The sequence below is a fragment of the Nonomuraea ceibae genome (assembly GCF_019396325.1).
In the GTDB taxonomy this organism is placed as follows: Bacteria; Actinomycetota; Actinomycetes; order Streptosporangiales; family Streptosporangiaceae; genus Nonomuraea; species Nonomuraea ceibae.
Window position 1 is genome coordinate 1 of the sequence record NZ_JAHKRO010000042.1, and the last position, 24,203, is coordinate 24,203.

27 protein-coding genes are annotated in these 24,203 nt (G+C 73.0%); 16 read left to right on the forward strand and 11 right to left on the reverse strand.

The annotated features are described in order from the left end of the window. Positions 1-423 precede the first annotated feature (423 nt). The 3 genes from KME80_RS24525 to KME80_RS24535 are packed head-to-tail and all read left to right on the forward strand — an operon-like array spanning position 424 to position 2,792. Entirely contained in the window at positions 424-1,398 is a 975-nt protein-coding gene (locus tag KME80_RS24525; protein ID WP_219508481.1) for a hypothetical protein, read from the forward strand. A 9-nt stretch (positions 1,399-1,407) separates the two neighbouring features. Further along, positions 1,408-1,983 carry a TetR/AcrR family transcriptional regulator gene (locus KME80_RS24530; protein WP_219508482.1) on the forward strand — a complete coding sequence of 192 codons (576 nt, stop codon included), beginning with the start codon at positions 1,408-1,410 and terminating at the stop codon, positions 1,981-1,983. A gap of 50 nt (positions 1,984-2,033) precedes the next feature. Next, positions 2,034-2,792 carry an SDR family NAD(P)-dependent oxidoreductase gene (locus KME80_RS24535; RefSeq protein ID WP_219508483.1) on the forward strand — a complete coding sequence of 253 codons (759 nt, stop codon included), beginning with the start codon at positions 2,034-2,036 and terminating at the stop codon, positions 2,790-2,792. A gap of 20 nt (positions 2,793-2,812) precedes the next feature. Here the strand turns inward: KME80_RS24535 and KME80_RS24540 are convergent, their stop codons facing one another. Next, on the reverse strand, positions 2,813-3,487 hold the full coding sequence (locus KME80_RS24540) for a GAP family protein (RefSeq protein WP_219508484.1): 675 nt from the start codon (positions 3,485-3,487) through the stop codon (positions 2,813-2,815). A 202-nt stretch (positions 3,488-3,689) separates the two neighbouring features. Between KME80_RS24540 and KME80_RS24545 the strand changes: the two genes are divergently transcribed. The 4 genes from KME80_RS24545 (at position 3,690) to KME80_RS24560 (ending at position 6,929) form a co-directional block, all read left to right on the forward strand. Further along, a complete protein-coding gene (locus tag KME80_RS24545) occupies positions 3,690-4,139 on the forward strand; it encodes a hypothetical protein (RefSeq protein ID WP_219508485.1) in 450 nt (149 codons plus the stop codon). After that, positions 4,129-5,367 carry a sensor histidine kinase gene (locus tag KME80_RS52820; protein ID WP_219508486.1) on the forward strand — a complete coding sequence of 413 codons (1,239 nt, stop codon included), beginning with the start codon at positions 4,129-4,131 and terminating at the stop codon, positions 5,365-5,367. Before KME80_RS24545 ends, KME80_RS52820 begins: the two co-directional genes overlap by 11 nt. Then, positions 5,364-6,023, forward strand: a complete 660-nt coding sequence (locus KME80_RS24555) for a response regulator (protein WP_219508487.1) — start codon at positions 5,364-5,366, stop codon at positions 6,021-6,023. Before KME80_RS52820 ends, KME80_RS24555 begins: the two co-directional genes overlap by 4 nt. A 72-nt stretch (positions 6,024-6,095) precedes the next feature. Beyond that, positions 6,096-6,929 (forward strand): SAM-dependent methyltransferase, encoded by an 834-nt coding sequence (locus KME80_RS24560; RefSeq protein ID WP_219508488.1) that lies wholly within the window; start codon positions 6,096-6,098, stop codon positions 6,927-6,929. Positions 6,930-6,935: 6 nt separating this feature from the next. On the opposite strand, the gene KME80_RS24565 is transcribed toward KME80_RS24560, so the two are convergent. Next, a complete protein-coding gene (locus KME80_RS24565) occupies positions 6,936-7,499 on the reverse strand; it encodes a hemerythrin domain-containing protein (protein ID WP_219508489.1) in 564 nt (187 codons plus the stop codon). Positions 7,500-7,631: 132 nt separating this feature from the next. Between KME80_RS24565 and KME80_RS24570 the strand changes: the two genes are divergently transcribed. Beyond that, positions 7,632-8,834, forward strand: coding sequence for a hypothetical protein (locus tag KME80_RS24570; protein ID WP_219508490.1), 1,203 nt, complete (start codon positions 7,632-7,634; stop codon positions 8,832-8,834). A gap of 35 nt (positions 8,835-8,869) precedes the next feature. Then, entirely contained in the window at positions 8,870-9,319 is a 450-nt protein-coding gene (locus KME80_RS24575) for a hemerythrin domain-containing protein (RefSeq protein ID WP_219508491.1), read from the forward strand. On the opposite strand, the gene KME80_RS50630 is transcribed toward KME80_RS24575, so the two are convergent. Both KME80_RS50630 and KME80_RS50635 read right to left on the reverse strand, forming a co-directional pair. Continuing rightward, entirely contained in the window at positions 9,313-9,969 is a 657-nt protein-coding gene (locus KME80_RS50630) for a response regulator (protein WP_246645742.1), read from the reverse strand. The two genes, KME80_RS24575 and KME80_RS50630, sit on opposite strands and share 7 nt — an antisense overlap. A 32-nt stretch (positions 9,970-10,001) precedes the next feature. Then, a complete protein-coding gene (locus KME80_RS50635; RefSeq protein ID WP_246645723.1) occupies positions 10,002-11,210 on the reverse strand; it encodes a sensor histidine kinase in 1,209 nt (402 codons plus the stop codon). Positions 11,211-11,312: 102 nt separating this feature from the next. Here KME80_RS50635 and KME80_RS24585 point away from each other — a divergent pair, with 102 nt between their 5' ends. Next, positions 11,313-11,948, forward strand: coding sequence for a hypothetical protein (locus KME80_RS24585; protein WP_219508493.1), 636 nt, complete (start codon positions 11,313-11,315; stop codon positions 11,946-11,948). Here the strand turns inward: KME80_RS24585 and KME80_RS24590 are convergent. From KME80_RS24590 to KME80_RS24600, 3 genes are read right to left on the reverse strand one after another with little or no spacing between them, the layout of a single operon-like run. Then, the gene (locus KME80_RS24590) at positions 11,945-12,895 is read right to left on the reverse strand and encodes an NAD-dependent epimerase/dehydratase family protein (protein WP_246645726.1); all 951 of its coding nucleotides are present in this window, start codon (positions 12,893-12,895) and stop codon (positions 11,945-11,947) included. The genes KME80_RS24585 and KME80_RS24590 overlap by 4 nt on opposite strands. 10 nt (positions 12,896-12,905) lie before the next feature. Beyond that, positions 12,906-13,562, reverse strand: coding sequence for a response regulator transcription factor (locus tag KME80_RS24595; RefSeq protein ID WP_219508494.1), 657 nt, complete (start codon positions 13,560-13,562; stop codon positions 12,906-12,908). 14 nt (positions 13,563-13,576) lie between these two features. Next, positions 13,577-14,773, reverse strand: coding sequence for a sensor histidine kinase (locus KME80_RS24600; protein ID WP_219508495.1), 1,197 nt, complete (start codon positions 14,771-14,773; stop codon positions 13,577-13,579). 149 nt (positions 14,774-14,922) lie between these two features. On the opposite strand from KME80_RS24600, the gene KME80_RS24605 reads away from it, so the two are divergent. From KME80_RS24605 to KME80_RS24620, 4 genes are all read left to right on the forward strand, one after another. After that, entirely contained in the window at positions 14,923-15,393 is a 471-nt protein-coding gene (locus KME80_RS24605; RefSeq protein ID WP_219508496.1) for a hypothetical protein, read from the forward strand. Positions 15,394-15,429: 36 nt separating this feature from the next. After that, positions 15,430-16,965 carry a PucR family transcriptional regulator gene (locus KME80_RS24610; RefSeq protein ID WP_219508497.1) on the forward strand — a complete coding sequence of 512 codons (1,536 nt, stop codon included), beginning with the start codon at positions 15,430-15,432 and terminating at the stop codon, positions 16,963-16,965. 121 nt (positions 16,966-17,086) lie between these two features. Next, positions 17,087-18,337, forward strand: a complete 1,251-nt coding sequence (locus tag KME80_RS24615) for an NAD(P)/FAD-dependent oxidoreductase (RefSeq protein WP_219508498.1) — start codon at positions 17,087-17,089, stop codon at positions 18,335-18,337. Between the two features lie 70 nt (positions 18,338-18,407). Further along, positions 18,408-19,100: a sulfotransferase family protein gene (locus KME80_RS24620; RefSeq protein WP_219508499.1), complete on the forward strand. Its 693-nt coding sequence runs from the start codon at positions 18,408-18,410 to the stop codon at positions 19,098-19,100. Here KME80_RS24620 and KME80_RS24625 read toward each other — a convergent pair. Then, on the reverse strand, positions 19,097-20,146 hold the full coding sequence (locus KME80_RS24625) for an aldo/keto reductase (protein WP_219508500.1): 1,050 nt from the start codon (positions 20,144-20,146) through the stop codon (positions 19,097-19,099). The genes KME80_RS24620 and KME80_RS24625 overlap by 4 nt on opposite strands. A gap of 72 nt (positions 20,147-20,218) precedes the next feature. Between KME80_RS24625 and KME80_RS24630 the strand changes: the two genes are divergently transcribed. Next, positions 20,219-20,614, forward strand: a complete 396-nt coding sequence (locus KME80_RS24630) for a MerR family transcriptional regulator (protein ID WP_219508501.1) — start codon at positions 20,219-20,221, stop codon at positions 20,612-20,614. Here KME80_RS24630 and KME80_RS24635 read toward each other — a convergent pair whose 3' ends face one another. Both KME80_RS24635 and KME80_RS24640 read right to left on the reverse strand, forming a co-directional pair. Next, complete coding sequence (locus KME80_RS24635) at positions 20,615-21,874, reverse strand: C39 family peptidase (RefSeq protein WP_219508502.1); 1,260 nt, start codon at positions 21,872-21,874, stop codon at positions 20,615-20,617. 81 nt (positions 21,875-21,955) lie between these two features. Continuing rightward, positions 21,956-23,275, reverse strand: coding sequence for a serine/threonine-protein kinase (locus KME80_RS24640; protein ID WP_219508503.1), 1,320 nt, complete (start codon positions 23,273-23,275; stop codon positions 21,956-21,958). 88 nt (positions 23,276-23,363) lie between these two features. On the opposite strand from KME80_RS24640, the gene KME80_RS24645 reads away from it, so the two are divergent. Beyond that, on the forward strand, positions 23,364-23,837 hold the full coding sequence (locus tag KME80_RS24645; protein ID WP_219508504.1) for a PPOX class F420-dependent oxidoreductase: 474 nt from the start codon (positions 23,364-23,366) through the stop codon (positions 23,835-23,837). On the opposite strand, the gene KME80_RS24650 is transcribed toward KME80_RS24645, so the two are convergent. Beyond that, the gene (locus tag KME80_RS24650) at positions 23,818-24,171 is read right to left on the reverse strand and encodes a DUF488 domain-containing protein (protein ID WP_219508505.1); all 354 of its coding nucleotides are present in this window, start codon (positions 24,169-24,171) and stop codon (positions 23,818-23,820) included. The two genes, KME80_RS24645 and KME80_RS24650, sit on opposite strands and share 20 nt — an antisense overlap. Positions 24,172-24,203: the final 32 nt, after the last annotated feature.

The following is a 24,203-nucleotide window of genomic DNA, read 5'->3' on the forward strand; positions in this document are numbered from 1 at the left end:
CCCCTGACCCCCCACCCCCCTTCAACGGGACCGACACAGCCCACCCCTCCAGCAGGCCAGACCCACCCGGCCGGCTCCCCCACCTCTCCGGCGGGGGCTGCGCGGCCCGCCGCTTCTGCCGCGCCTCCGGTGGATCAGGCGCGGCCCGGCAGCTCCACCACGCCTTCGGCGGGCACCGCGCGGCCCGCTGCCCCTCCGGTGGGCCAGGTGCACCCGGGCAGCTCCGCCCCGTCTTCGGCGGGGGTCGCAGGTTCCGACGCTCCCCGGGTGGAGTCCGAGCAGCCCGTCCCCTCCACCGCCCCTCCGGCGGAGGTGGAGCAGCCTGCCGTCTCCGTCGCGCCTCGGGAGCAGCGGTTGGGGGAGGGTGGGTCGTTGGCGCGGTGGGCGTTGGGGGCGGCTGAGGCTGTTGGGGATGCGGTGCTGGTGAGCGGGGCGATGGACGGGGTGGTGCTGGAGGCGGCCGGGGAGGGGCGGCTACGGGAGGCGTACGGGACGGCCAGGGAGCGGCTCGTGCTGCGGGCGGCGATGGACCCGTACGATCCGCGTTCGGGCATCGAGATCGTCGACTCCCTGCACACGGCCTCGGTCTACGCCGTGGCCGTGGGCGACCTGCCTGGGGCGTTGGAGATCGCGGGGGAGGCGATGCGGGATGACGTCACCGGCGGTCATCCGGCGTTGGCGAGGAGCCGGCTCATCGCGCCGCTGGTGTTGACCGGGGCGTTCCGGGAGGCGCTGGCCCTGGGCGTGGAGATGTGGGAGAGCCAGGCGCGGATGGAGACGCCGCCGGGCCGGTGGATGGCTCCGGCGTTGGCTTGGATGGGGTTGGCCTGCGATCTGCTGGGGGACTCGGCGGGGGCGCTGGGGTGGCGTGGCCGGGCGGAGGCGGTCGGCGGGACGAGGCTGGTGGCGTTGTTCGCGTTCAGCGACGCGCGTACGGCCACGGATCGGATCGCCGACGGCGAGGGCGCTGATCGGGTGGGTGGGGCGCTGGCTGAGGTGGATCTCGGCGGGCGGGCCGGGGGGATGTTCGCCGGGTACGCCGTGGCGGCGCGGGCGGAGCTGGCCGTGGTGGCGGGCCGGGCGGACGCGGCGGAGTGGCTGGCGGCCGCGGAGCCGGTGGGGCGGGAGAACGCCTGGGCGGCGGCCTGCCTGGCACGGGCCGAGGGCCGGCTGGCGGCCCGCTCGGCCGGAGCGTCCGGATCCGGGGGTCAGGGTGGGCCCGGTGGGTCTGGGGCGGGGGTGGAGGCGTTGGAGCGGGCGGTGGCTGGGTGGGAGAGTGTCGGGGCGCAGTACGAGCGGGCGCGGACGTTGCTTCTGGTGCCGGGCCGGGAGGCCGAGGGCAGGGACGAGCTGGCCGCAATGGGCGTTATGTTGACCGATCGTTCTCGAAAGGCATAGGGTCTGGGCATGGCGAGGGCGAAGGAGTTCGATCCGGAGGTCGCGTTGCGGCGCGCGCAGGAGCTGTTCTGGGAGCGCGGCTACGAGGCGACGTCGATGGCGGATCTGGTCGAGCACCTGGGTGTCGCGCGGGCGAGCATCTACGCCACGTTCGGCGGCAAGCACGAGCTCTACCTCAAGGCCCTGGGCCGCTATCTGCGGACGCAGGACCCGAACATCACCGACGCCCTGTCGCAGCCCGGCCCGGTGCTGCCGGCGCTGCGGGAGCTGATCTGGTCGTACGCGGAGGACTCGGCCGAGGGCCACCTGGGCTGCATGGTGGTCAACACGGCCGTGGAGCTGGCGGCGCGCGATCCGGAGGCGGGGCGGTTCGTGGAGTCGAGCTGGCGGCATCTGGAGTCGACGCTGACGTCGGCGCTGGTGCGGGCCAGGGCGCAGGGCGAGCTGCCGGCCGACCGGGACCCGCAGGCGCTGGCCAGGCTGCTGCTGGTGCTTCTGCAGGGGATGCGCGTGCTGGGCCGCACCGAGGGCAACGGTGACCGGTTGCGTGACGCGGCCCGCCAGGCTCTGGTCCTGCTTGGGTGATGAACCCATGCTCATTTTAAAAACCGATCATTCTGATAGGAATAGACATCATGACGCGATTCGACGGCAAGATCGTTCTCATCACCGGCGGCGCCGGGGCCATCGCCGGAGTCACGGCGCGGGCGTTCGCGGCGGAGGGCGCCACGGTGGTGCTCGCCGGGCGTGACGCGGCCAGGCTGACCGAGGCGGCCAAGCGCGTCCAGGCCGAGGGCGGCCGGGCCGACTGGGTGACCGCCGACGTGACCAGCGCCGACGACGCCGCCCGCATGGTCGCCACCACCGTCGAGCGCCACGGCGGCCTGGACGTGGCCTTCAACAACGCGGGAGTGCTCGGTGCGGTGGGCCCGCTCGCCGACGTGGACCCCGCCGCGTGGTCGTCGCTCATGGACGCCAACGTGACGGGGGTGTTCCTGTCGATGAAGGCCGAGATCGCGCACATGCGGGCGCACGGCGGCGGCGCGATCGTCAACATGGCCTCCAACATCGGCGCTCACCGCAGGCTGCCCGGCCTGGGCGCGTACGCCGTGTCGAAGGCCGCCGTGAGCGCGCTCAGCCGGGCCGCCGCGCTGGACCACGCCGCCGACGGCGTCCGGGTCAACGCGATCAGCCCCGGCCCGATCGACACCCCGATGAGCATGCGGCCGGGCGAGACCGCCGAGGACCGCGACGCCCGGATGGCCGCGCAGCTCCCGATCGGCCGGGTCGGCCGGACGGAGGAGATCGCCGCGGCGGTGCTGTGGCTGGCCGCGCCCGAGTCGGCCTTCGTGCTGGGCCACGACCTGGTCGCCGACGGCGGCGCGAGCGCCTGACCAGGAGAAGGACGCCTCGCCTAGGCGAAGAACAGCGGAACGGCGGCGTCCCTGGCCAGCAGGAAGCCGGCGATGGCCAGGGTCCAGCTCACCATCGAGGCCGAGTGCTTGGCCAGCCATGCCCGCAGCCGCTCCAGCTTCGGCTCCAGCCACTCCCCGGCCGCCGTGCGCAGGGCGAGCAGCACCAGCGTCGGCACGATCATGACCAGCACGTACGCGCCGAGCAGCGGCACCCACACGCCCGGCGGCAGCTCGGCGGTGGTCATGATCCCGACGGCGGCGAGGTAGGGCAGCATGGTGGCCACCTCCAGCAGCCCGGCGGTCAGCGCCAGCATCACCATCGTGCGCGGCCCGCCGGCCCGGGGCTCGAAGCGGCGCTCCGGCTTGCCGAGCTTGGCCCGGCGTTTCGGGTCGAACCGGAAGCTCAGCGCGAACAGCCCCACCCCGAGCGCGAACTGCACCCAGCGGGCCGCCTGGCTCTCCAGCGCCTGCCCGAAGTTGTCCACAACTGTGGACAGGCCGAGCATGAGCCCGACGCCCACCAGGAAGTAGAAGCCGACCACGGTCACCAGGTAGATCAGCAGCCGTGACGTCCGCGTGGTCAGCAGCAGGTAGACCGGGATGCCCAGGGTGCCGAAGCTGGTGCTGTCGACCAGTGCCAGCGCGGCCAGGGTGAGCATCAGTCCGATCGTCATCCCCCGATCCTCCCGCCTGGCGCGACCGGCCACATCCTGCGCCCGACCGACCCGGGCGTACATCCTTCGGCCGACCCGCGACGTACGGCGAAGCGGGACGGATACGTACAGACGCGTAGGCGAAAGGGGTCGCGAGACCGATGTCCCGGACCCCGCCCCGGACCTAGCCTCGAAGCCTCCTACCAGGAAGGATCCGGTCGAGATGAGTGCCAAGGGTCTGGGGCTTCCGCTGGTAGCCGTCGTCGGGCTGGCCGCGCTCGGCGTGCCCCGGGTGGTCGCGCACGACCTGCGGCTTGTCGGCCCGTCCGTCAACGCGCTGCTGGTGTTCGTGCCGATCGCCGTCTGGCTGGCGGTCGTGCTGTGGAAACGCGTGCCCAACGCGTTCATGACGCTGCTGGCGATCGGCGCGGCCTATGGTGTGCTGCTGGGACTCACCCACCAGGTGCTGTGGGCCGAGTCGTTCGGCGGTGACCCGCCCTCGCTCGGCGGCAACCTGGCGGGCGCGCTGTCACCGGCGGTCGAGGGGCTGCTGCTGCGGGCGTTCGCGTTCGGCAGCAGCCTGATGACCGGGCTGGCGGTGGGGGCCGCGGTGGGCGCGGTCGGCTGGGTGCTGTCGCGGCTGGTGCCGGGGCTGCGGCCGGGTGACGACTAGGGCGGAGGAGGCGGTGACGATCCGGGGCGAGCGACGGCAGCAGGCGGCCGACCTGGGGCTGGCCATGGTGGTGCTCGTCGTGGTCGGCACCGCGATCAGCGCCAACGTGGGCTCGGCGGGGGCGGAGCCGCCCGTGGCCGCCTACGGGTTCGGGCTGCTGCTGAGCGGGTTGATGTTCGTGCGCCGTCGCTGGCCGGTGGCGACGCTCGTCGTCACGGCCGCCGCCCTGCTGGTCTACTACCTGCTGTCCTATCCGCCCGTCGGGCTGGCCGTGCCGGTGGCGGCGGCCCTCTATTCGGCGGCCGAGCAGGGCAAGCTCCGGTGGGCCGTCGGCACGGCCGTCGCGCTGCTGGTCATCTCCACGACCGCGCGCACCGCCCACGGCGACGACCCCGCCTATCTGTACGGGTTCGAGCTCGCCACGTCGGTGGGCCTGATGGCCGCGGTGATCGCGCTGGGCGACACCGTGCGGTCACGGCGCGGCTGGCGGGCCGAGCTCGACAAGCAGGCCCGTGCGGCGCGGGCCGAACGCGAGCGGGAGGCCGCCCGCCGGGTCGGCGAGGAGCGGCTGCGGATCGCCCGCGACCTGCACGACCTGCTGGGCCACACGATCTCCGTCATCTCGCTGCACACCGACGTGGCCCGCGAGGCGCTGCGCGACGACCCCGACGCCGCCGAACGCTCGCTGGCGGTGGTCCGCGACGCCTGCGGCGACGTGGTCGCCGAGCTGCGCGCCTCGCTGCGGGCGCTGCGCGAGCCGCCGCTCGCCGACCAGGGCCGGCTGGCTCCGGTGCCGGGGCTCGGCCGGCTGGACGAGCTGGCGCGGCCGGCGCGCGAGGCCGGGCTGGAGGTCGGGGTCAGCGTGCGCGGCACGCCGGTGCCGCTGCCCGCCGTCGCCGACGCGACCGCCTACCGCGTGGTCCAGGAGGCGCTGGTCAACGTGCTCAAGCACGCCGAGGCCCACCGGGTGGAGATCGAGCTCGCGTACGGGGAGGAGGCCCTGGTCGTCAGGGTGGCCGACGACGGCAAGGGCGGCCCCGGCGAGGGCAAGGGGGGATTCGACGACGGCAAAGGGGCGCCAGGCGAGGGCGAAGGGCTGGACGGCGGGTGGGGGATCATGGGGATGCGCGAGCGGGTGGGGCTGCTGGGCGGCACCCTGCGGGTGAGCTCGCGGCCGTCGGAGGGGTTCGAGGTGGAGGCGCGCGTGCCTTACGGGGACCGGACGTGATCCGCGTCGTCCTGGTCGACGACCAGCACCTGGTGCGCGAGGGGCTGCGTGCCCTGCTCGACCGGGCGGGCGACATCACCGTGGTCGGTCACGCCAGCACCGGGCCCGAGGGCGTCGCGGTGACCGTCCGGGAGAAGCCGGACGTGGTGCTCATGGACATCCGCATGCCCGGCGGCGACGGGCTGGAGGCGACCAGGCGCATCATCACCGACCCTGAGCTGCGCCGGGTCCAGGTGATCGTGCTGACCACGTTCGACACCGACGAGAACGTGCTCGACGCCGTGCGCGCGGGCGCGGCCGGGTTCCTGCTGAAGGACAGCACGCCGGAGCAGTTGCGCGAGGCGGTGCGGGTGGTCGCGGCGGGTGAGGCGCTGCTGTCGCCGGGCGTGACCCGGAGGGTGATGCGCGCGGCGGCGGCCGGCAGCCCGCCGCTGGAGACCGGCCGCCTCGACGCGCTCACCGAGCGGGAGCGCGAGGTGCTGGCCGAGGTGGGCCGGGGCCGCTCCAACGACGACATCGCCCGGGTGCTGTCGATGAGCCCGGCCACCGCCCGGACGCACGTCAGCCGCCTGCTGGGCAAGCTCGCGGCCCGCGACCGGTCGCAGCTCGTGGTGATCGCGTACGAGACCGGGCTGGTCGTGCCCGGCCGGGATTAGCCCGTCGAGGTGGGCCGGGCGAAAGGTTATGATCACGCACATCGCCCCCTGGACCTCCGAAGGAGCCCGCCAGTGCCCGAGAACGAGCAGGAGCGCGCGCCACAAGGGATCGACATCAACAGACCGAGCGTCTCCCGCGTCTACGATTTCATGCTCGGCGGCAAGGACAACTACGAGATCGACCGCCACGTGGCGCAACTGGCGCTGAAGGTCGCGCCCGACGCCCCCGAGGCCGCCCGGTCCAACCGGCAGTTCCTGCGGCGCACGGTCCGCCATCTGGCGGGCGAGGCCGGCATCCGCCAGTTTCTCGACATCGGCTCCGGGCTGCCGACCCAGGGCAACGTGCACGAGGTCGCCCAGGCGATCACGCCCGGCGCCCGCATCGTCTACGTGGACCACGACCCGATCGTGCTCGTGCACGGCCGGGCGCTGCTGGCCGTGGACGCCAGCACGACCGTGATCGAGGCCGACATCCGTGAGCCCGAGGCCATCCTGGCGCACCCCGACGTCCGGGGGCTGATCGACTTCACCCGGCCGGTGGGGCTGCTGCTGTTCGGCATCCTGCACCATCTGGCCGACGACGAGGACCCGGGCGGCATCGTCGCCCGGCTGATGGCGGCCCTGGCGCCGGGCAGCCACCTCGCGATCTCCCACTTCCACAATCCGGGCCGGGCCCACCCCGAGGTGGCGGAGCAGGCGCGCTCGGCCGAGAAGATCTTCAACGAGACGCTCGGCACCGGCCGGTGGCGCACCAGGGAGGAGATCCTCGCCTACTTCGACGGCCTCGAACTGCTGGAGCCCGGCCTGGTCCCGCTGCCGGAATGGCGGCCCGACAGGCGGGACGAACAGGCCGAGCTCGGCATCACGTACCACACCTTCGTCGGCGCGGTGGCGCGCAAGCCGTGACCGCGGTCAGGGGCGCTTGCCCATCGCCTGGCGGATGACGTCGCGCGCCCGGTCCATCATCGCGACCGGCGTGCCCATGAGCAGGTTCTTGGTCGCCGACTCGGTGCCGGGGTGCGGGTGCGTCGGCGCCATCGCCTCGGCGGCCCGGAGCCCGGCGCCCAGCGCGCGCCGCTCGGCCTCGCTGGTGCGGGCGCGGAACTCGGCGAACTCGTAGCGCTCCTCGCTGCGCGCGTGCGCCTCGACGGCGGCGCGCAGCACCAGCAGGTTCTCCATGAAGTCGGGCGCGTCCGGCCCGGCCTTGTCCATCTGCTGGAGGAGCTTCTTGGCCTGGTTCTCCTCGGCCAGGCGATCGTCGACGATGCCGTCACCGCCGTCGATCTTGCGGCGGGCGTACGGGTGGACGATCTCCTCCTCGGCCGTCTCGTGCACGGCCAGCAGCCGCACCAGGCGGGTGAACGCCTCGCCACGCTGCCCGGCGGGGGCCTGCTCGACCTCGTCGAACAGGTTTCTGATCATCCCGTGCTGGGCCAGCAGCAGTTCGATGACGTCGGTCTCGGTATCGGTCGCCATGAGTGGATCTCCTCTCGAATACGGCGGCTGCCTACCCTCGGACGCGCTGGTCACGCCTCGCCTTGCCAACCGCAGGCCGTCCCCAGGCGTGGCGGGGAGATTGTCCGAAATGCCCCCGGGTAGGTCGCGCCCATGACCTTCGACCCACTCCAAGAGCGGGGCATCCCGCTCGACAAGCAGCTACGCAACTGGCGCGAGCTGAACGTCATGCCCATCGACCCCGACCACGCCGACCCGTACACCCGGTGCCGGATCATCGCGATGAACGGGATCGAGGTGGAGGCGATCCTCTTCAGCCACCAGCTCGCCCGGCACTGCCCCGACCTGGAGCTCAAGCAGCAGCTCGCCCGGGTCCGCTACATCGAGGCGCAGCAGCAGAAGGCGGTCAACTGGCTGCTGCCGGGAGTCTCCTCGGTCCTGGAGACCACGCTCGCCTACGAGCAGGTGGCCGTCGACCTGACGGCCTGGGTGGCCCGCATGGAGCCCGACCCGTATCTGAAGCAGGCCTACCAGTTCGGCGTCCTGGAGGACTTCGACCACCTCTACCGGTACGCCAACCTGTACGAGATGATCGAGCACCGCAAGGCGGAGAAGATCGTCGACGACCTCACCGAGGTGATGCCGGGCCGCCCGACGTACCTGCACCACCGCGACCCCGTCGACAACGTACGCGAGCCGTACGACAAGAGCAGCACCGAGCCGATCTCCAAGCTGCACGCGCTGACCATCATGGCCGCCGAGCAGCAGACCATGAACTTCTACATGAACGTCGGCCCCACCTACATGGAGCCGATCGCCCGCCAGCTCTACCAGGAGATCGGGCTCATCGAGGAGGAGCACGTCACCCACTACGAGTCGCTGGTCGACCCGGGCGAGAGCTGGTGGGAGATGCTGCTCAACCACGAGTACAACGAGTGCTACCTCTACCACTCGTTCATGGAGACCGAGTCCGACCCCAAGGTGAAGGCCATCTGGGAGCTGCACCTGAACATGGAGCTGGAGCACCTGCGGCTGGCCGCCGAGCTGTTCAAGAAGCACGACGGCCGCGACCCCGAGCAGGTGGTGGCCCCGGCGCTGCCGACGCCGGTCACGTTCGAGCCGAACAAGGCGTACCTGCGCGAGCTGATCGCCACGCAGATCGACTACACGACGCTGGGCACCGGCTACGTGCAGGAGGCCCACGAGCGGTTCGAGAAGATGCAGGACGCGATCATGGGCGGTGAGAAGCCGCCGTCGGAGCGGGTCATCGAGGAGAACCGCAGCAAGTCGGGCGAGGAGTACCGGCTGGAGACCGAGGGCCCGCACCCGGTGGAGAGCCTGCGCCTGGGCCGCTGAGGTTGGGCGGCCGGGGCCGGGGTAGTCCCGTTGCCATGGCTGCCGACGTCATCACCCTCATCACCGCTGATCACCGGCGGGTGGAAGCACTGCTCGACCGGCTCAAGGCGGAGCGGGGCGAGCGCCGGGACACCGTGGCCGAGCTGCACGTTCTTCTCACCGCGCACGCTCGCGCCGAGGAGGATCGGGTCTATCCCGGCATCGACGCCCATCACGGGCTGGAAGCACACAAGGAGGCCGAGGTCCTGCTCGACGCGCTGCGGCGCGCCGAGGCGGGCTCGGCCGGGTTCGTGGAGACGCTGGAGCTGCTGGCCGAGTCGATCGTCCCGCACATGCGGGAGGAGGAGACGACGATGCTGCCGCTGCTGGCCAGGACGGCAGGCGACAAGCGGTTGAAACGGATCGGCGCCGCCTTCGCCGAGCGCAGGCAGCAGCTCCTGCGCGCCCTGGCGGCGGCCAAACCTTTGGAACAGGCCGGTCAGTAGCCCCGGGTCACCCACACGGCGAGCTGAGTGCGGTCGCGCAGGGAGAGTTTGCGCAGGCAGCTGGAGATGTGGTTCCTGGCCGTGCCTTCGGAGATGTCCAGCCGCCGGGCGATCTCCCGGTTGGTCGCGCCGAGGCCGACCAGCCGGGCCACCTCCAGCTCGCGCCCGGTGAGCGGCCCGGTGAGTGGTCCGGTGAGTGGCCCGGTGAGCGGCCCGGTGAGCGGCCCGGTGAGTGGCGCCGCGGCGGGCGGCTCGTCCTGCCGCAGCGCGGCGACCAGCCGCGCGGCCGCGGGCCCGCCGAGCACGGTCTCCCCGGCGGCGACCCGTCGCACGGCGCCGACGAGCTCGTCAGGCGGCGTGTCCTTGAGCAGGTAGCCGCGGGCGCCGGCGCGCAGCCCGCCGAAGATGTACGCGTCGTCGTCGAACGTGGTCAGCATGATCGCCGCGATGCCGGGGAAATCCGTGCGCAGCCGCCCCACCAGCTCGACCCCGTCCATCACGGGCATCCGGGCGTCGACGAGCGCGACGTGCGGACGCTCGTCCGCGGCCGTCCCGGCGAGCAGTTCGAGGGCGTCGAGGCCGTTGCGGGCCGTTCCGGCGACGGCGATGCCGGGCTCGATCTCCAGCAGCTTGCGCAACCCTTCGCGCATGAGGATCTGGTCGTCGACCAGCAGGACGCGGATCACGCGGGCACCGTCGCGGTCAGCGCGAATCCGTCGCCGGGCCGGTTGTCGATCTGCAGGACGCCGCCGATCCCGGCCAGCCGCTCCTCCAGCCCGCGCAGGCCGAAGCCCTCCGCCACGCGCGCCGGGTCGGCGCCGTCGCCGTCGTCCGCGATCGTCACCGTGACCTCCCGGGGCGCGCAGCCGAGCGCGACCTCGACGCGGCGGGCCCGCGCGTGCCGCAGCACGTTCGTCAGCCCCTCCTGCAGCACCCGGTAGCAGACCAGCTCGTGCCCCTCGGCCACGGCGGGCCACTCGCCGTCCACGGTGAACGCCACCTCCAGGTCGGCCGACCGGAACGAGGCGGCCAGCAGCTCCATCGCCGCCGCGCCGGTGCGGCCCTCCATGCGCAGCGGCTTGAGCGCGCGGACCCATCGGCGGGTGTCGTTCAGCGCGTCGAGGGTCAGCTCCTGCGCCTGGCGCACCTCGTCCCACGCCGAGGCGGGCCGGGCGGTGCGGAACCGCAGGGCGTTGGCCAAGCTCATGTTGATGACCGTGAGGTGGTGGCCGACGCTGTCGTGCATGTCGCGGGCCATCCTGGCGCGCTCGTCGGCGACGGCCAGGTCACGCGCCTGCTCGGCGTGGCGGCGCAGCGCGGCGTGCGCCTCCTCCAGCTCCACCAGCAGGCGCCGGGTCCGTACGGCCTGCCGGTGCGCCTCCAGCAACGCCATCATGACCAGGACGATCACCAGGCAGAGGAACATCGCGAGCAGCCCGTTGACCACGGCCATGAACAGCGTCTGCGCCGGGTTGACCAGGCCGGCCCCGAAGTGCAGCAGCCCGGTCAGGACCGGGTAGAGCGCCGCGCCGCGCATGCCGAACACGACGAGCGCGTTGCCCACGGCCAGGCACGAGATGAGCAGCGTGGTGATGCTGCCCGCGGACATCATGAGCAGGCTCGCGCCCAGGAACAGCACGGTGACGGCCTTGCGCCGGGCGGGCGCCGAGGCCCGCCACGGCAGGAAGAACCACAGCACGCACGCGGCGAGCAGGGCGGCGCCGCCGATCCAGAACAGTGCCGAGATCAGCGGCTGTGCCGCCAGGCCGGGCCGGATGTCGGGGTGCAGGGTCGCCAGGTAGATGAGCGCGCTGAGCAGCGCGGCGCCCCAGAAGGTGATCTCCAGCGCCACCGGGGCCCGGTCGCCGTCGAACTCCGTCCAGCCCCGCATGCTCGCAGCATACGGCGGGCCGCGCGGGGCGGGCAGATGACATCCGGCACATGACAAAAAGCGGATGTTCCGACCGTAGGCCGCGGACCTACGGTCGGTGCCATGAACTTCCCCAGGACAGGAGCCGTCATCGCCACGCTCTCCTTGGCCGCCATGCTGGCCGTGAGCTGGGCGCTGTGGGACGCGCTGCCGGAGCTGATCACGACCAGGGAGGCCACGCCCGACCGGGCCGGGGTCCGGGTGCCGCGACTCCTGGCCGCCGGGGCGCTCCCGGCCGCGCTGGTGCTCGTCGTGGCAGCCCTGGGCGCGGGCGTCGTGGTGGGGCGGCGGGCCCCGGCGGTCCTGAACACGCTGTTCACGCTCACGCCGTCGCGGGCCGCGCTGAGCGTGGTGCTCGGCACGCTGCCGCCGTTCCTGCTGGTCCTTCACACGGGACTGCTCGTCTGGACCGCCGGGTACGCGGTCCCGATCGAGCAGATCATGGCCGCCTCCCTCGGCCTGCTGCTGGTCGCGCTGGGCCGGGCGCTGCCGAGGGTCACTCCGGACCTGCCGGAGGCGCCGGCCCGCGAGTGGAAGCGCGCGCAACGGCCGGGCGGGCTGGCGACGACGCTGGTCGGCGTCGCGTGTGCGGCGGCGGCCTGGGTCCTGCCGCCGCTGCCGGTCGCGGTCGCGGCCGTGCTCCTGGTGGCCGTGGTCCACCTGGTGATGGCCCTGGTCACGGTGGCCCGGCTGCGTTAGGCGGGCGCGCGGATGATCCCGTCGCGGATCAGCCGGTCGACGGCCTCGGCGACCGCCTCCAGCGGCGTGTAGCGGGGGCGGAAGCCGAGCAGGCGCTCGGCCTTGGCCATCGAGCAGTGCGGGCTGTGCGCGATGTGGTCGTAGGTGATCTCGGCGTCCGGCTCCGGCACGGTCTCCCGCCACCGCTCCCACGGCAGGAACGCCAGCCGCGCCTCCTGCCCGAACCAGCCGGCCACCGCCTCGGCGTAGCCGCGCAGCGTGAGCGCGGAGGAGGCCACGCAGTGGAAGCTCTCCCCGACGGCGGCCGAGCGGGCGGCCAGCGCGGCCGTGAACTGCCGGGCCACGTCGTCGGCGTGCACGTGCTGGACGGTCTCCAGCCCCAGGTTGGGCAGCGTCAGCACGTCGCCGTCGGCCAGCGTCTGGAACGCGGCGGGATCGACGTTGCCCGCCGGGGTGACCGGCACCCAGCCGGGCCCGGTGATGTGCCCGGGGTGCAGCACGGTGACCGGCAGCCCGCTCTCGTGCAGCAGGTAGGACTCGACGGCCGCCTTCTTGATCCCGTAGTCGCCGAACGGCCGCCGGGGCCGGTCCTCCGTCGTCGGCACCTGCTCGCTGGGCCCGTGCACCCAGATCGTGCCGCAGTGCAGGAAGTGCCGCACCCGCCCGGCCAGGGCCTCGGCGAGCTGCCGGGCGCTGGACTCCTCGAAGCAGATCAGGTCGATGACGGCGTCGCCGCCCAGGCCGGCGATCCGCGCGCCGAACGTCCCGGCCGCCTCCTCCGCCTCCCGGTCGGCGACCACCGTGGTGACCTTCCGCCAGGCGCCGTGCGGGGTGTAGGGGCCCCGCCGGCCGCGGCTGACGGCCACCACGTCATGTCCCGCCTCGACGAGCCGGGGGATCAGGTAGGTGCCGATGTGCCCGCTGGCGCCGATCACCACAGTGCGCATGGGGACCAGCCTAGATGCGCGGCTCGTCGGCCGCCTGGAGGTAGGTGAGCACCGCCAGGACCCGCCGGTTGCCGTCCTCCGCCTGGAGGCCGAGCTTGGCGAAGATGTTGCCGATGTGCTTGACCACCGCGCCCTCGGTGACGTGCAGCCCGGCGGCGATGTGGCTGTTGCTCTCCCCGGCGGCCATGCGGCCCAGCACCTCGCGCTCGCGCTCGCTCAGCGTGTCGATGGCGCGCGGGCGGTTGGCGGCCATCAGGTGGCCGATGACCTTGGGGTCGATGACGATCCCGCCGCCCGCGACGACGTCGAGCGAGTGCATGAAGTCGGTCACGCGCCCCACGCGGTCCTTCAGCAGATAGCCGACGCCGCCCCGGGGCTCGGCGATGAGCTTGGCCGCGTAGGCGTCGCCGAGATACTGCGACAGCACCAGGACGCCGATGCCCGGATGGGCGGCGCGGATCTCCAGGGCGGCGCGCAGCCCGTCGTCGAGGTTGCGCGGCGGCATCCGCACGTCGGTGATCACCACGTCGGGGCGGTGCTCGGCGACGGCCCGCAGCAGCTCGTCGGCGTCCTCGACGGCGCTGACGACCTCGTGGCCGAAGCGCTGGAGCAGGGCGACCAGCCCTTCCCTCATCAGGGCCGCGTCCTCGGCGATCACCACACGCATGATCCCATTGTCGCTCATCGAGGGCGGGGGATGTCGGCGACGATCCTCGTGGGGCCGCCGGGCGGGCTGTCCACGACGAGGTCGCCGGAGAGCATCGCGGCCCGCTCGTACATGCCGACGATCCCGGTCCCGCGCGCCGAGCTGGCGCCGCCGAGGCCGTCGTCGGTGACGGTCAGCACGATGCGGTCGCCGGGAGCGGCCAGCGTGACGTGGATCCGGTCGGGCATGGCGTGCTTGACGGCGTTGGCGACGGCCTCGCTGGCGATGTAGTAGAGCGACGACTCGACCGGCAGCGGGAGCCGTCCGACACCGTCGGCCTCGACCGTGGCGGGCACCGGCATGCGGTGCCCCAGCTCGCGCAGCGCGGCCCCGAGCCCGTCGTCGATCAGCGTGCGGGGGCGCAGCCCGTGCACGACGTCGCGCAGGGTGTCGAGGGCCAGCTCGTTCTCGCGCCTGACGGCCTCCAGCGACTCCAGCGCGGCGTCCTGCCTGGGCCCGGCGGGGATGGACTCGCGCAGCTCCAGTTCGAGCATGCCGAGGCGCATCGCGGCGGTGGCCAGGTGCTGCTGGGTGCCGTCGTGCAGGTCGCGCTCGATGCGCTGCCGCTCGCCCTCGAACCGCTCCAGCTCGGCGATGTTGGCCCTGGCCAGCGACGTCACCTGCGACTGAAGCTCGTCCATCCGGGGGGAGAGCAGCATTGTGGCCAGGAAGCTCTGCCCGCAGGCGAGCAGGGTCGAGACGTACGGCAGCGCCACGGTGGCGAGGAGGCTGGCGGCGAGCGCGAGCGTGAGCTCCAGCGGCTCGGGCCGCGTCTGCCATTCGATCGCGGTGAACACGACGAGCGCCACGACCACCCAGAGCACCGACAGGGCGGCCGCCACGGCGAGGAACACGACGGACAGCAGCCCGGTCGCGAGCTGCACCACCGCGAAGGCCACCTCCCGCCAGAACATCGGCTGCTGGAGCCTGGCGAGCCCGCCCGGGCCCGGCGGCCGGGGGATGGCCTCGAACCCGGCCAGCCGCACCATCCGGCGTTCGATCCTGGCCATGTACGCGGCCCAGAACGGGAACAGCAGCGGCAGGCTCACGGCCACGACCCCCGGCGCCCACAGCAGGGCGTGGACGAGGGTGTAGACCAGGCCACGCCACGGCCAGCGCGACGTCAGGAACCTGAAGGGGGAGCCGCGGAGCGCGGACCAGGCGTTGGACATGTCGTGCAGCCTATGGAGAACGGACATCTCCGGTCAGTGAGGGCATGAGGAGCGTTCAGGTGGACTTTCCCCTACCCCAAAACCCCACAAAGAGGATCATCCATATGCAAACATGATCTCGCTTCGTTCCCGATGAAAGGACGTACCACGTGCGTAAGAAGGCCCTCGCCCTGGCAGCCATGCTCGGCGCCGGCACGGTCCTCCTGCACCCGGCGCCGGCGATGGCCGCCGCCTACACCCCCGAGGCCGCGTGCGCCGAGCAGTCCGGACGGGGCGGCTGGACGCATGTGAGCGACAACAAGCGTGCGGTGAAGCACCGCGGCTCGACGTGGGGTCACGTCTATCTGATGTGGAACCGCGCCAGCCAGCAGAACTGCGTCGCCATGATCAAGACCAGGTACGCCGGCAAGTCCACCTACACCCAGGCGATCCTCAAGGTGCAGGGCGGCGGCGCGTACCGTGACCCGGGCACGCTGACGGCCAGGACGTACAAGTACTACGCCGCCGCCATCGGCTACGGCAAGGGCCAGTGCGTCGACTTCGAGGGCAAGACGACCAACGGCACGCGGAACTACGCCACCGCCGTCGGAAAGCGCGGCAGGCTCGCCAACTGCGGCTGACCTCCGCCGCGGGCATCCTGCGTGTACGCTGCGCGGATGCTGAAGCTGGACCGGTTGGTGAACGTGCTGGGAGGCTACGGCGCGCGGCTGCGGCTGGCGCCCGCCTCCCGGGGCGTCGAGCTGCGCAGCGTCGTCGTCCACGATCCGGCCGACGACCGGCCGGCCGGCGGTGACGTGTACCTGGCGGTGGGCGTGGAGTCGACCGCCGAGGCGATCCGGCTGGCCCGTGCCGCCAGAGCCGTCGTGGTGCTGGTCCGCGAGGGCGTCCCGGGCGACGACGAGGCGCTGACCGGCGCCCGCGACGCCGGGATGGCCGTGCTCGCCGTCGACCCCGAGGTGTCCTGGAGCCAGCTCCTCGGCGTGGTGTACGGCCTGGTCCTGGAGGGACGCGAGACCGAGGCGGGCCGCGGCCCGACCGACCTGTTCGCCTTCGCCGACACGCTGGCCGGCGAGCTGGGCAACCCGGTGACGATCGAGGACCAGATGTCGCGGGTGCTGGCCTACTCGGGCTCCCAGCAGAGCTCCGACCCCGTCCGGCTGGAGACGATCCTGGGCCGCCGGGTGCCCGACTCGATGCGGCGGCTGCTGGCGCGCAAAGGGGTCTTCCGCCACCTGGCGACCTCCGACGAGCCGGTGTTCGTGGCGCCGTCACCGGAGCACGGGCTGCGCGGCCGGATGGTGGTGGCCGTGCGGGCCGGGCGCGAGCTGCTGGGGTCGATCTGGGTGGAGTGCGAGCGTCCGCTGGAGGGCGTGCCGCTGACCGTGCTGGCCGACGGCGCCCGGGCCGTCGCGCTGCACCTGCTGCGCTCGCGGGTGAGCGCCGACCTGGAGCGGCAGGTGGAGTCCGACCTGGTCATCCAGTTGCTGGAGGGCACCGCCGACGCCCCGGCGCTGATCAGCCGGCTGGGGCTGCCCGGCGGCCAGTTCCGGGTGATCGCGTTGCAGGCGCACGTCGGCGACGAGGCGCACGCCGCGATCCTGATGGCGTTCGAGCGGGCCACGACCGGGTTCGGCTGGTCGCGGCCGGGGCGCAGCGCGCTGTTCGGCAACACGCTCTACACGGTGCTGCCCAGCGGCGGCGAGCCGACGCCCGCCCGCGACTGGGTGGCCGCGATCGCGCACGTGCTGCCGCGCCGGGTCACGCTGATGGCCGGGGTCGGCGGCCCGGCCGTGCCCGCGCAGCTGCCCGCCAGCAGGCAGGAGGCGGACGAGAGCCTGGCCCTGCGCGCCGCCCGGCCCGACGGCGACCTGGCCGTGGTCTACGACGAGTCGTGGGACGCGATCCTGCTCCAGCGGCTGCGCGCGGCGGCGTCGGCGGGCCGCACCCCGGCGCGCGGCCCCGTCGCCGAGCTGACCAGGCACGACGCCGAGCATGGCACCCGCTACATCGAGACGCTGCGCGCCTGGCTGGAGGCGCAGGGCGATCTGGCCGTGGCCGCCACCCGGCTCGGCGTGCACCCGAACACCGTGCGCTACCGGTTCAGGAAGATGACCGCGATCACCGATCTGGGCCTCGACCAGCCGGAGAAGCGACTGGCGATGATCATCGCGTTGGCCGCCGCGTCGCCCTAGCCGGGCCGCGTTGTCCTGGCCGGACAAACGACGGCCCCCCGGTTGTCGCACGCAGATGAACCGTTCTCGCGTCCTACGGGCGATCCTGCAGGTGTAACGCGACAGAGCGGAGAGGGTGGCAATGCGTATCGACGGCGGGCCGCGAACGGCAGTGGTGATCGGCGCCGGTGTGGTGGGCCTGTCCACCGCCTGGTTCCTGCAGGAGCGCGGCGTCGAGGTGACCGTGGTCGACCGTGACGGGGTCGCGGCCGGTTCCTCCTGGGGCAACGCGGGCTGGCTGTCGCCCGGCCTGGCCATCCCGCTCAACGAGCCCGGCGTGCTCCGCTACGGCCTGCGCTCCCTGCTCGACCGGGACGCGCCGCTGCACGTGCCGACGACGCCCGACGTGGGGCTGTGGGCGTTCCTGACCCGGTTCGCGCTGCACTGCAACTGGAAGGACTGGGGCCGAGCCGTCCGGGCCAACCTCCCGTTCAACGAGGAGTGCCTGGAGGCGTTCGACGTCCTCACCGCCAGCGGCGTCGAGGCCCCCACCGTCGAGGCGCCGATCATGGCCGCCTTCCGCACCCCGAAGCAGGCCGTCTCGCTGCTGCACGAGCTGCGCCGCATCAACGACTCCGGGCTGGAGATCCGCTACGCCGCCTTCGAGGGCGCCGAGCTGCGCAAGCAGGCTCCGCAGCTCTCCGTGCAGGCCGAGGCGGGCATCCGGCTCGACGGGCAGCGTTACGTCGACCCGGGCGCGTTCACCCACGCGCTGGCCGACGCCGTCACCGCGCGCGGCGGCGTCATCCGCGACGGCTTCACCGTGACCGGCGTGGACCAGGAGGGCGGCAAGCAGGTCGTGCGCGCCGCCAACGGCGACAGCGTCAAGGCCGACGCCGTCGTGCTCGCCACCGGCGCCTGGCTGAACCGGCTCGCCAAGGAGTGGGGCGTGCGGACCCAGGTACGCGCCGGGCGCGGCTACTCCTTCACCGTGCCGACGGACGAGCCGGTGCGCGGCCCGATCTACCTGCCCGCCGTGCGCGTCGCCTGCACCCCGTACCAGGGCAAGCTGCGCGTCGCGGGCACGATGGAGTTCCGCGACCCGGACGCCCCGCTCTTCCAGCGCCGCGTGGACGCGATCATCGCCTCCGCCAAGCCGCTGCTGACCGGCGTGCACTGGGAGGAGCGCACCGACACGTGGGTGGGCCCGCGTCCCGTCACCCCCGACGGCATGCCGCTGATCGGCGCCACCCGGGTGCCCGGCATCTACGTCGCGGGCGGCCACGGCATGTGGGGCCTGACCCACGGCCCGGCCACCGGCCGCATGCTCGCCGAGCAGATCACCACGGGCAAGCAGCCCGAGGCGCTGCGGGCGTTTGACCCGACTCGCTGACTTCCTGTCACATTGCGGGCCTCTTGCGTCTCTAATGGGAGTAGGCATTCCCGAGAGCGAGAGGCCCAACATGTTAGAGGTGATCGGCGCGGGGTTCCCGCGCACCGGGACGAGCTCGATGAAGGCCGCGCTGGAGCGGCTGGGGTTCGGGCCCTGCTTCCACATGTTCGACGTCATGACCAAGCCGGGCATCGCCGAGCGCTGGGCGCCGCTGGCCGGCGGCGGCGAGCCCGACTGGGCCCGGGTGTTCGACGGCTACCGCTCCTCCCAGGACTGGCCGGCCTCCCACTTCTACCGCTCCCAGGCCGAGGCGTTCCCCGACGCCAAGGTCGTCCTGACCGTACGCGACCCGCACGCCTGGTACGTGAGCATGGGCACGCTCATGGCCGAGGGCCCCGGCCGCGAGCTGCCGCCCGACCTGCCCGAGGCCGCCGCGGCGGTGTTCGGCAGGATGGACCTGATCACTCCGCTCCTCACCGAGATCGGGCGGGACGTGTTCGGCCTCGACGACTGGACCTTCACCGACGGCATGCCGGAGGAGAAGGTCGCGTTGGCCGCCTTCGAGCGGCACGTGGACAAGGTCCGGGCGAGCCTGCCGGCGGACCGGCTGCTGGTGTTCGACGTGCGCGAGGGCTGGGAGCCGCTGTGCCGCTTCCTCCGCCGTGACGTCCCCGACGAGCCGTTCCCGCACCTCAACGACGCCAAGGCGATGGCCGCCACGCTCGACAGGCTGGTGCGGGAGGGCGTCATCGAGCCGCGCTAGGCGGCCGGCCGGTCGCCGAGCGGGCGGCGGCGCAGAGCCGGGTCCGTGAGCGACGGAGGGCGCCACGCCCCGTCCGGCTGGTACAGGTTCACGCCGGGCGGGACGATCTCGTCGATGCGGTCCAGCGCCGCGTCGTCGAGGACGAGCGAGGCGCCCTTCAGGCTCGCTTCGAGCTGGGCCGGCGTGCGCGGCCCGATGATCACGGACGTGACGGCGGGATGCGCCAGCGGGAACGCCGTGGCCAGCTCCGGCAGCGTGCAGCCGAGGTCGTCGGCCAGCTCGATCAGCCGCTCGACGGCGTCCAGCTTGACCTGGTTCTCCGGGATCGCCGGGTCGAACCGGGCCGGGGTGATGCGGGCCCGGCCGCTGGACAGGTCGATCGGCCCGCCCTTGCGGATCCGGCCCGTCAGGAACCCCGACGCCAGCGGGCTCCACGTCAGCACGCCCATTCCGTACCTCTGGCACGTCGGCAGCACCGACGCCTCCACGCCGCGCGCCAGCAGCGAGTACGGCGGCTGCTCGGTGCGGAAGCGCGGCAGCCCGCGCCGCTCGGCCACGTGGTGCGACTCGGCGATCTGCTCCGCCGGGAACGTCGAGCAGCCGAACGCCCGGATCTTCCCCTCCCGCACCAGGTCGCCGAGCACGCCCAGCGTCTCCTCGACGTCGGTCGTGTGGTCCGGCCGGTGCACCTGGTACAGGTCTATCCAGTCGGTGCGCAGCCGCCGCAGGCTGTCCTCGACCGCCATGACGATCCACCGCCGCGAGTTGCCGCTCCGGTTGCGCCCCTCGCCCATCGGGAAGTGCACCTTCGTGGCCAGGACCACCTCGTCGCGCCGCCCGGCCAGCGCCTTGCCGACGATCTCCTCCGACTCGCCCGCCGAGTACATGTCGGCCGTGTCGACGAAGTTGACGCCCGCGTCGAGCGCCGTGTGGATGATCCTGGCGCACTCGTCGTGGTCCCGGTTGGCCACGAAGCCGAACATCATCGTCCCCAGGCAGTGCGTGCTCACCTCGATGCCGGTGCCGCCGAGAGCGCGGTAACGCATGGTCCCTCCAAGAGTCCGGTACGTGGTCCGCACGCTAGGAGTTAGAGTCGGCTCTAGGTCAAACTGGACACCATGCTGACCATCTCGCAGGTCGCCGAGCGCACCGGCCTGAGCGTGCACGCCCTGCGCTTCTACGAGCAAGAGGGCATCCTGGCCCACCCCGTCGAGCGTGACGCCGGAGGCCGCCGCGTCTACACCGAGGACCACGTCGACTGGCTCGGCATGTGCGTGCTCCTGCGCGCCTCCGGCATGCCGCTGCCCGACATCCGCCGCTACACCGAGCTGGTCCGCCAGGGCCCCGGCACCGAGGACGAGCGCCTGGAGCTGATGCGCGCCCACCAGGAGCGGGTGAGCGGCCAGATCGAGGAGCTCACCCGCTGCCTGGACCTCATCACGTTCAAGGTCGGCGTGTACGAGGACCGCGTCGCCGACTCGCCCGGCCGGGCGTGCGGCGTCTCACGGCTGTGATCACCAGTTGGCCGGCAGCTCCGGCGTCGTGGCGGGCAGCGCGCGGCCCGGCGGGTGGATGACGTACACCACGCCGCCGCTGCTGGAGCTGCGCAGCCACACGTTCTCGAAGTCGGCCCGCGGGTAGACCCGGCGCACCGCGTCGTTGCTGGGCGAGGCCGGGTCGTTGGCGATCACGTCGCCGTTCTCGGTGAAGCCGACGACCACCATGATGTGCCCGTCCGTCCCGTACCCGGCGCCGGGCAGCTCGCCCTTCTTGAACGACTGCGAGGTGATCACCGGGATGCCCGCGCCGACCAGCTTCTCCAGCTCCGTCAGCGTCCGCAGCCGCGTCACGAACCCGTCCACGCCGTAGCGGCCCGCGTAGGCGACGTTGAACGGCCAGTTGCCCGCGCCCTGGTAGGCGTGGTCGTAGGTGTAGCGCGCCGCGTGGTCGACCTCCGGGTTCGGGTCCGACGGGTCCACCCAGGCGGTGTCCTGCGCGCTCGGCCACCGGCCCCAGTAGCCCAGCACCATCGTGGTCGAGGACGGGCTGCACCACGCCTGGCCGCCGCCGTCCCACTCCGGGTAGTGGCCCGAGTGGATGCTCTGCGAGCGGCGCGGCACGTCCAGCTCCGTGCCCCACGCGCCGCCGCCGGGGCTCACCGGGACCCTCTTGCGCTCCGGGACGTGCGAGGCCATCGCGCCCAGCGTGCGCACCCGTGGCGTCACCGCCGAGCCCGGCGTCCGGTAGAGGGTGACGCGGAGCTGGTAGGCGTCGATCAGCCGGCCGTCGGCGGCCACCAGCGTGTCGACGGCCACGTTCGCGTCGGCGTCGCCCTGGCCGGGCACCGACGTGCGGCGGATGTCGCCCTCGCCGTAGGCCCAGCGGCCCAGCACGTACCACTTCGTCAGCCCGGCGGCGTGCCGGGCGCGTGCCTCGACCTGCATCCAGCTCCCGGCCGGGATGTCGGCCGTCCAGGAGGCGATCAGCTCGGTCGCGCCGAAGCCCGTCTGCCGTTCGGGCCCGGTCCAGCGGGCGTACTCCCAGGTCCGGGTGCCGAGGGCGTCGGTGTAGGAGGCGGTGCCCGCGACGCTCGCGAACGACAGCCCGTCGCCGGCGGTGGTGCCCTCCGCGGTGCCGCCGGCGAAGTCGGCCCGCTGGTAGACGACGTCGGCCTGGCCCGCCGCGGGCTTCGCCGCGGCGACGGCCTGGCCCGTGGGCGCGGTGAGCGCCGTGGCCAGCACGACGGTGGAGAGGAACGCGGTCAACGTACGCATGTACCCACCTTCACGGACGGCGTTCGAACCGGCAGACAGTAAGCACGGCGGGTATGGGAACGCATCGGCAAATGTACGTAACTAGCGCTTGGGGCCCTTGCCGTGGTCGGTCTTCTTCCTGGCCTGACCGGGGGGCTGGTCGGGCCGTTGCCGGTCGGACGAGTTCGCGGCCCGGCGGGGGCGCGCATGGGACGTCTCGCCGGCCTGGGTCGTTGTGTCCGGCTGCGTGGTCCTGCTCTGGGGCGTCGCTTCCGACGGGGTGGCCGGTTCCGATGGGCTCGCTTCCGACGGGGTCGGTTCCGAAGTGGTCGCTTCCGACCGGGTCGTCTGCGGGCGCGTTGTCTCCGGCGCCGGCTCGGCCGTGGCGGTGACCGTCGCGGTCGCCGTGGCCGTGGCTGTGGCGGTCGCGGTGGTGGTGGGGTGCGGGGCGGGCACGGGCGGGCCCGCCACGGGGGTGGCGCTCCACGACGTGGCGGCCACGACGATCCCGGCCAGCGCCAGCAGCCCCGCCGTCTCCCGCCGCCGCCCACCGGCGCACCAGCGCCGCCCGCGGCCGGTCCGCTGTGCGGCGGCCCCGCCCGTCGTCCGGTCGGGCGGCGCGGGCTCGGACTTGCCCAGCAGGGCGGTCAGCTGCGCGTGCGCCTCGGCGGCGCCGGTGCGGCGTTCGGGGTCCTTCTCCAGCAGCCCGCCGATCAGCGGCGCCAGCTCACCGGCCCGCTCGAACGGGTCCGGGCGGGTGCTCACGACCGCGCTCAGCGTGGCCAGCTCGCTGCTGTGCCGGTACGGCGCCCGGCCCTCCACCGCCGCGTACAGCGTCGCCCCCAGCGACCACAGGTCGCTCAGCGCCGTGGCCGGCCCGCCGCCGGCCCGCTCGGGCGCGATGTAGGCGGGCGTGCCCACGACCACGCCGGGCCGGCCCGACGGCTCGCCGTCCAGCGTCGTCGCCAGCCCGAAGTCCGTCAGGATCGCGTGGCCTTCGGAGGTGAGCAGGATGTTGCCCGGCTTCACGTCCCGGTGCAGCACCCCCGAGGCGTGGGCGTAGCGGAGCGCGGCCAGCACCTCCAGCCCGATGCGCGTCACGGTCGGCACGGCCAGCGGGCCCCGGTCGGCGATCATCCGGGCCAGGCTGCTCGACGGCACGTACTGCATGACGATCCACGGCCGCTCGCCGGCCAGCACCACGTCGTGGACGGCGGCGATGTTCGGGTGCGTCAGCTTGGCGGCGATGCGCGCCTCCCGCATCGTGTCGGCCGCCCGCTGCCCGGCGGCGGTCACCTCCTTGATCGCGACCTCACGGTCGAGGAGCTCGTCGCGGGCCCGCCACACGGCGCCCATGCCGCCCTCTCCCAGCTTCGAGAGCAACCGGTAGCGCCCGCCCAGTAACCACCCTTCCAAGGACATGTCACTGGCTTACCCGATCAACGGACATCACGCAACGCATTCGTACGAGTACTGGAAGGTCGTACGAAGCTGTGGAAAGGTAGGTGAAATGGCTCCAAGGATCGCGACGGCCAGCCGGGTGGAGCTGCCCGAGCTGCTCGACTTCCTCCGTCCCCGGCACCACGGCCTGCTGTCGACCACCCGCGCCGACGGCCGCCCGCAGCTCTCGCCCGTCACCTGCGGGGTCGACGGTGACGGCCGGATCGTGATCTCCACCTATCCGGATCGCGCCAAGGCCGTCAACGCGCGCCGCGACGACCGCGTGTCGATCTGCGTGCTGTCGGACGACTGGGACGGCCCGTACGTGCAGGTCGACGGCCGGGCCGAGGTGCTCGACATGCCGGAGGCGCTGGAGGGCCTGGTCGAGTACTTCAGGTGCATCTCTGGCGAGCATCCCGACTGGGACGAGTACCGCGAGGCCATGCGCCGCCAGGACAAGTCACTGATCCGCGTGCGCATCGAGCGCTGGGGCCCGATCGCGACCGGCGGCTTCCCGGCGCGGCTCAGCCCGCCCGCTCCCTGAGGTAGTCCCGCAGGACGACCGCCTGGTTGTGCTCGGTGTCCTTGGCGCCGTAGAGCAGCGTCACCCGGCCCTTCGCGGCGGCGTCGAGCAGCGGCCGGACGGCGTCGTCGCGCCCGGCCAGCTCCTCGCGGTAGCGCTCGGCGAACTCGGCGAACCGCTCGGGCCGGTGCCCGAACCACTTGCGCAGCTCGGTCGAGGGCGCCGCGTCCCGCGCCCAGCCGTCGAGCCGGAGGTCGTCCTTGCGCACCCCGCGCGGCCACATCCGGTCCACCAGGAACACCGCGCCCTCGGCCGGCTCGTGGTCGTAGACGCGCTGGATCTCGATCGGTCCCATGCTCTGGATGATGCCCCTGAGCCCGGGGACCG

What these genes read in the sequence shown, in the direction of transcription:
- KME80_RS24590 (WP_246645726.1), bottom strand. Translation starts at nt 12,895, where the DNA reads ATGCGCACTGTGGTGATCGGCGCCAGCGGGCACATCGGCACCTACCTG.
- KME80_RS24595 (WP_219508494.1), bottom strand. Translation starts at nt 13,562, where the DNA reads ATGCGTGTGGTGATCGCCGAGGACGCGGCCCTGATGAGGGAAGGGCTG.
- KME80_RS24575 (WP_219508491.1), top strand. Translation starts at nt 8,870, where the DNA reads ATGGCTGCCGACGTCATCACCCTCATCACCGCTGATCACCGGCGGGTG.
- KME80_RS50635 (WP_246645723.1), bottom strand. Translation starts at nt 11,210, where the DNA reads ATGCGGGGCTGGACGGAGTTCGACGGCGACCGGGCCCCGGTGGCGCTG.
- KME80_RS50630 (WP_246645742.1), bottom strand. Translation starts at nt 9,969, where the DNA reads ATGCGCGAAGGGTTGCGCAAGCTGCTGGAGATCGAGCCCGGCATCGCC.
- KME80_RS24625 (WP_219508500.1), bottom strand. Translation starts at nt 20,146, where the DNA reads ATGCGTTACCGCGCTCTCGGCGGCACCGGCATCGAGGTGAGCACGCAC.
- KME80_RS24600 (WP_219508495.1), bottom strand. Translation starts at nt 14,773, where the DNA reads ATGTCCAACGCCTGGTCCGCGCTCCGCGGCTCCCCCTTCAGGTTCCTG.
- KME80_RS24640 (WP_219508503.1), bottom strand. Translation starts at nt 23,275, where the DNA reads ATGTCCTTGGAAGGGTGGTTACTGGGCGGGCGCTACCGGTTGCTCTCG.
- KME80_RS24585 (WP_219508493.1), top strand. Translation starts at nt 11,313, where the DNA reads ATGAACTTCCCCAGGACAGGAGCCGTCATCGCCACGCTCTCCTTGGCC.
- KME80_RS24565 (WP_219508489.1), bottom strand. Translation starts at nt 7,499, where the DNA reads ATGGCGACCGATACCGAGACCGACGTCATCGAACTGCTGCTGGCCCAG.
- KME80_RS24545 (WP_219508485.1), top strand. Translation starts at nt 3,690, where the DNA reads ATGAGTGCCAAGGGTCTGGGGCTTCCGCTGGTAGCCGTCGTCGGGCTG.
- KME80_RS24530 (WP_219508482.1), top strand. Translation starts at nt 1,408, where the DNA reads ATGGCGAGGGCGAAGGAGTTCGATCCGGAGGTCGCGTTGCGGCGCGCG.
- KME80_RS24630 (WP_219508501.1), top strand. Translation starts at nt 20,219, where the DNA reads ATGCTGACCATCTCGCAGGTCGCCGAGCGCACCGGCCTGAGCGTGCAC.
- KME80_RS24635 (WP_219508502.1), bottom strand. Translation starts at nt 21,874, where the DNA reads ATGCGTACGTTGACCGCGTTCCTCTCCACCGTCGTGCTGGCCACGGCG.
- KME80_RS24645 (WP_219508504.1), top strand. Translation starts at nt 23,364, where the DNA reads ATGGCTCCAAGGATCGCGACGGCCAGCCGGGTGGAGCTGCCCGAGCTG.
- KME80_RS24535 (WP_219508483.1), top strand. Translation starts at nt 2,034, where the DNA reads ATGACGCGATTCGACGGCAAGATCGTTCTCATCACCGGCGGCGCCGGG.
- KME80_RS24650 (WP_219508505.1), bottom strand. Translation starts at nt 24,171, where the DNA reads ATGGGACCGATCGAGATCCAGCGCGTCTACGACCACGAGCCGGCCGAG.
- KME80_RS24540 (WP_219508484.1), bottom strand. Translation starts at nt 3,487, where the DNA reads ATGACGATCGGACTGATGCTCACCCTGGCCGCGCTGGCACTGGTCGAC.
- KME80_RS24620 (WP_219508499.1), top strand. Translation starts at nt 18,408, where the DNA reads ATGTTAGAGGTGATCGGCGCGGGGTTCCCGCGCACCGGGACGAGCTCG.
- KME80_RS24615 (WP_219508498.1), top strand. Translation starts at nt 17,087, where the DNA reads ATGCGTATCGACGGCGGGCCGCGAACGGCAGTGGTGATCGGCGCCGGT.
- KME80_RS24610 (WP_219508497.1), top strand. Translation starts at nt 15,430, where the DNA reads ATGCTGAAGCTGGACCGGTTGGTGAACGTGCTGGGAGGCTACGGCGCG.
- KME80_RS24570 (WP_219508490.1), top strand. Translation starts at nt 7,632, where the DNA reads ATGACCTTCGACCCACTCCAAGAGCGGGGCATCCCGCTCGACAAGCAG.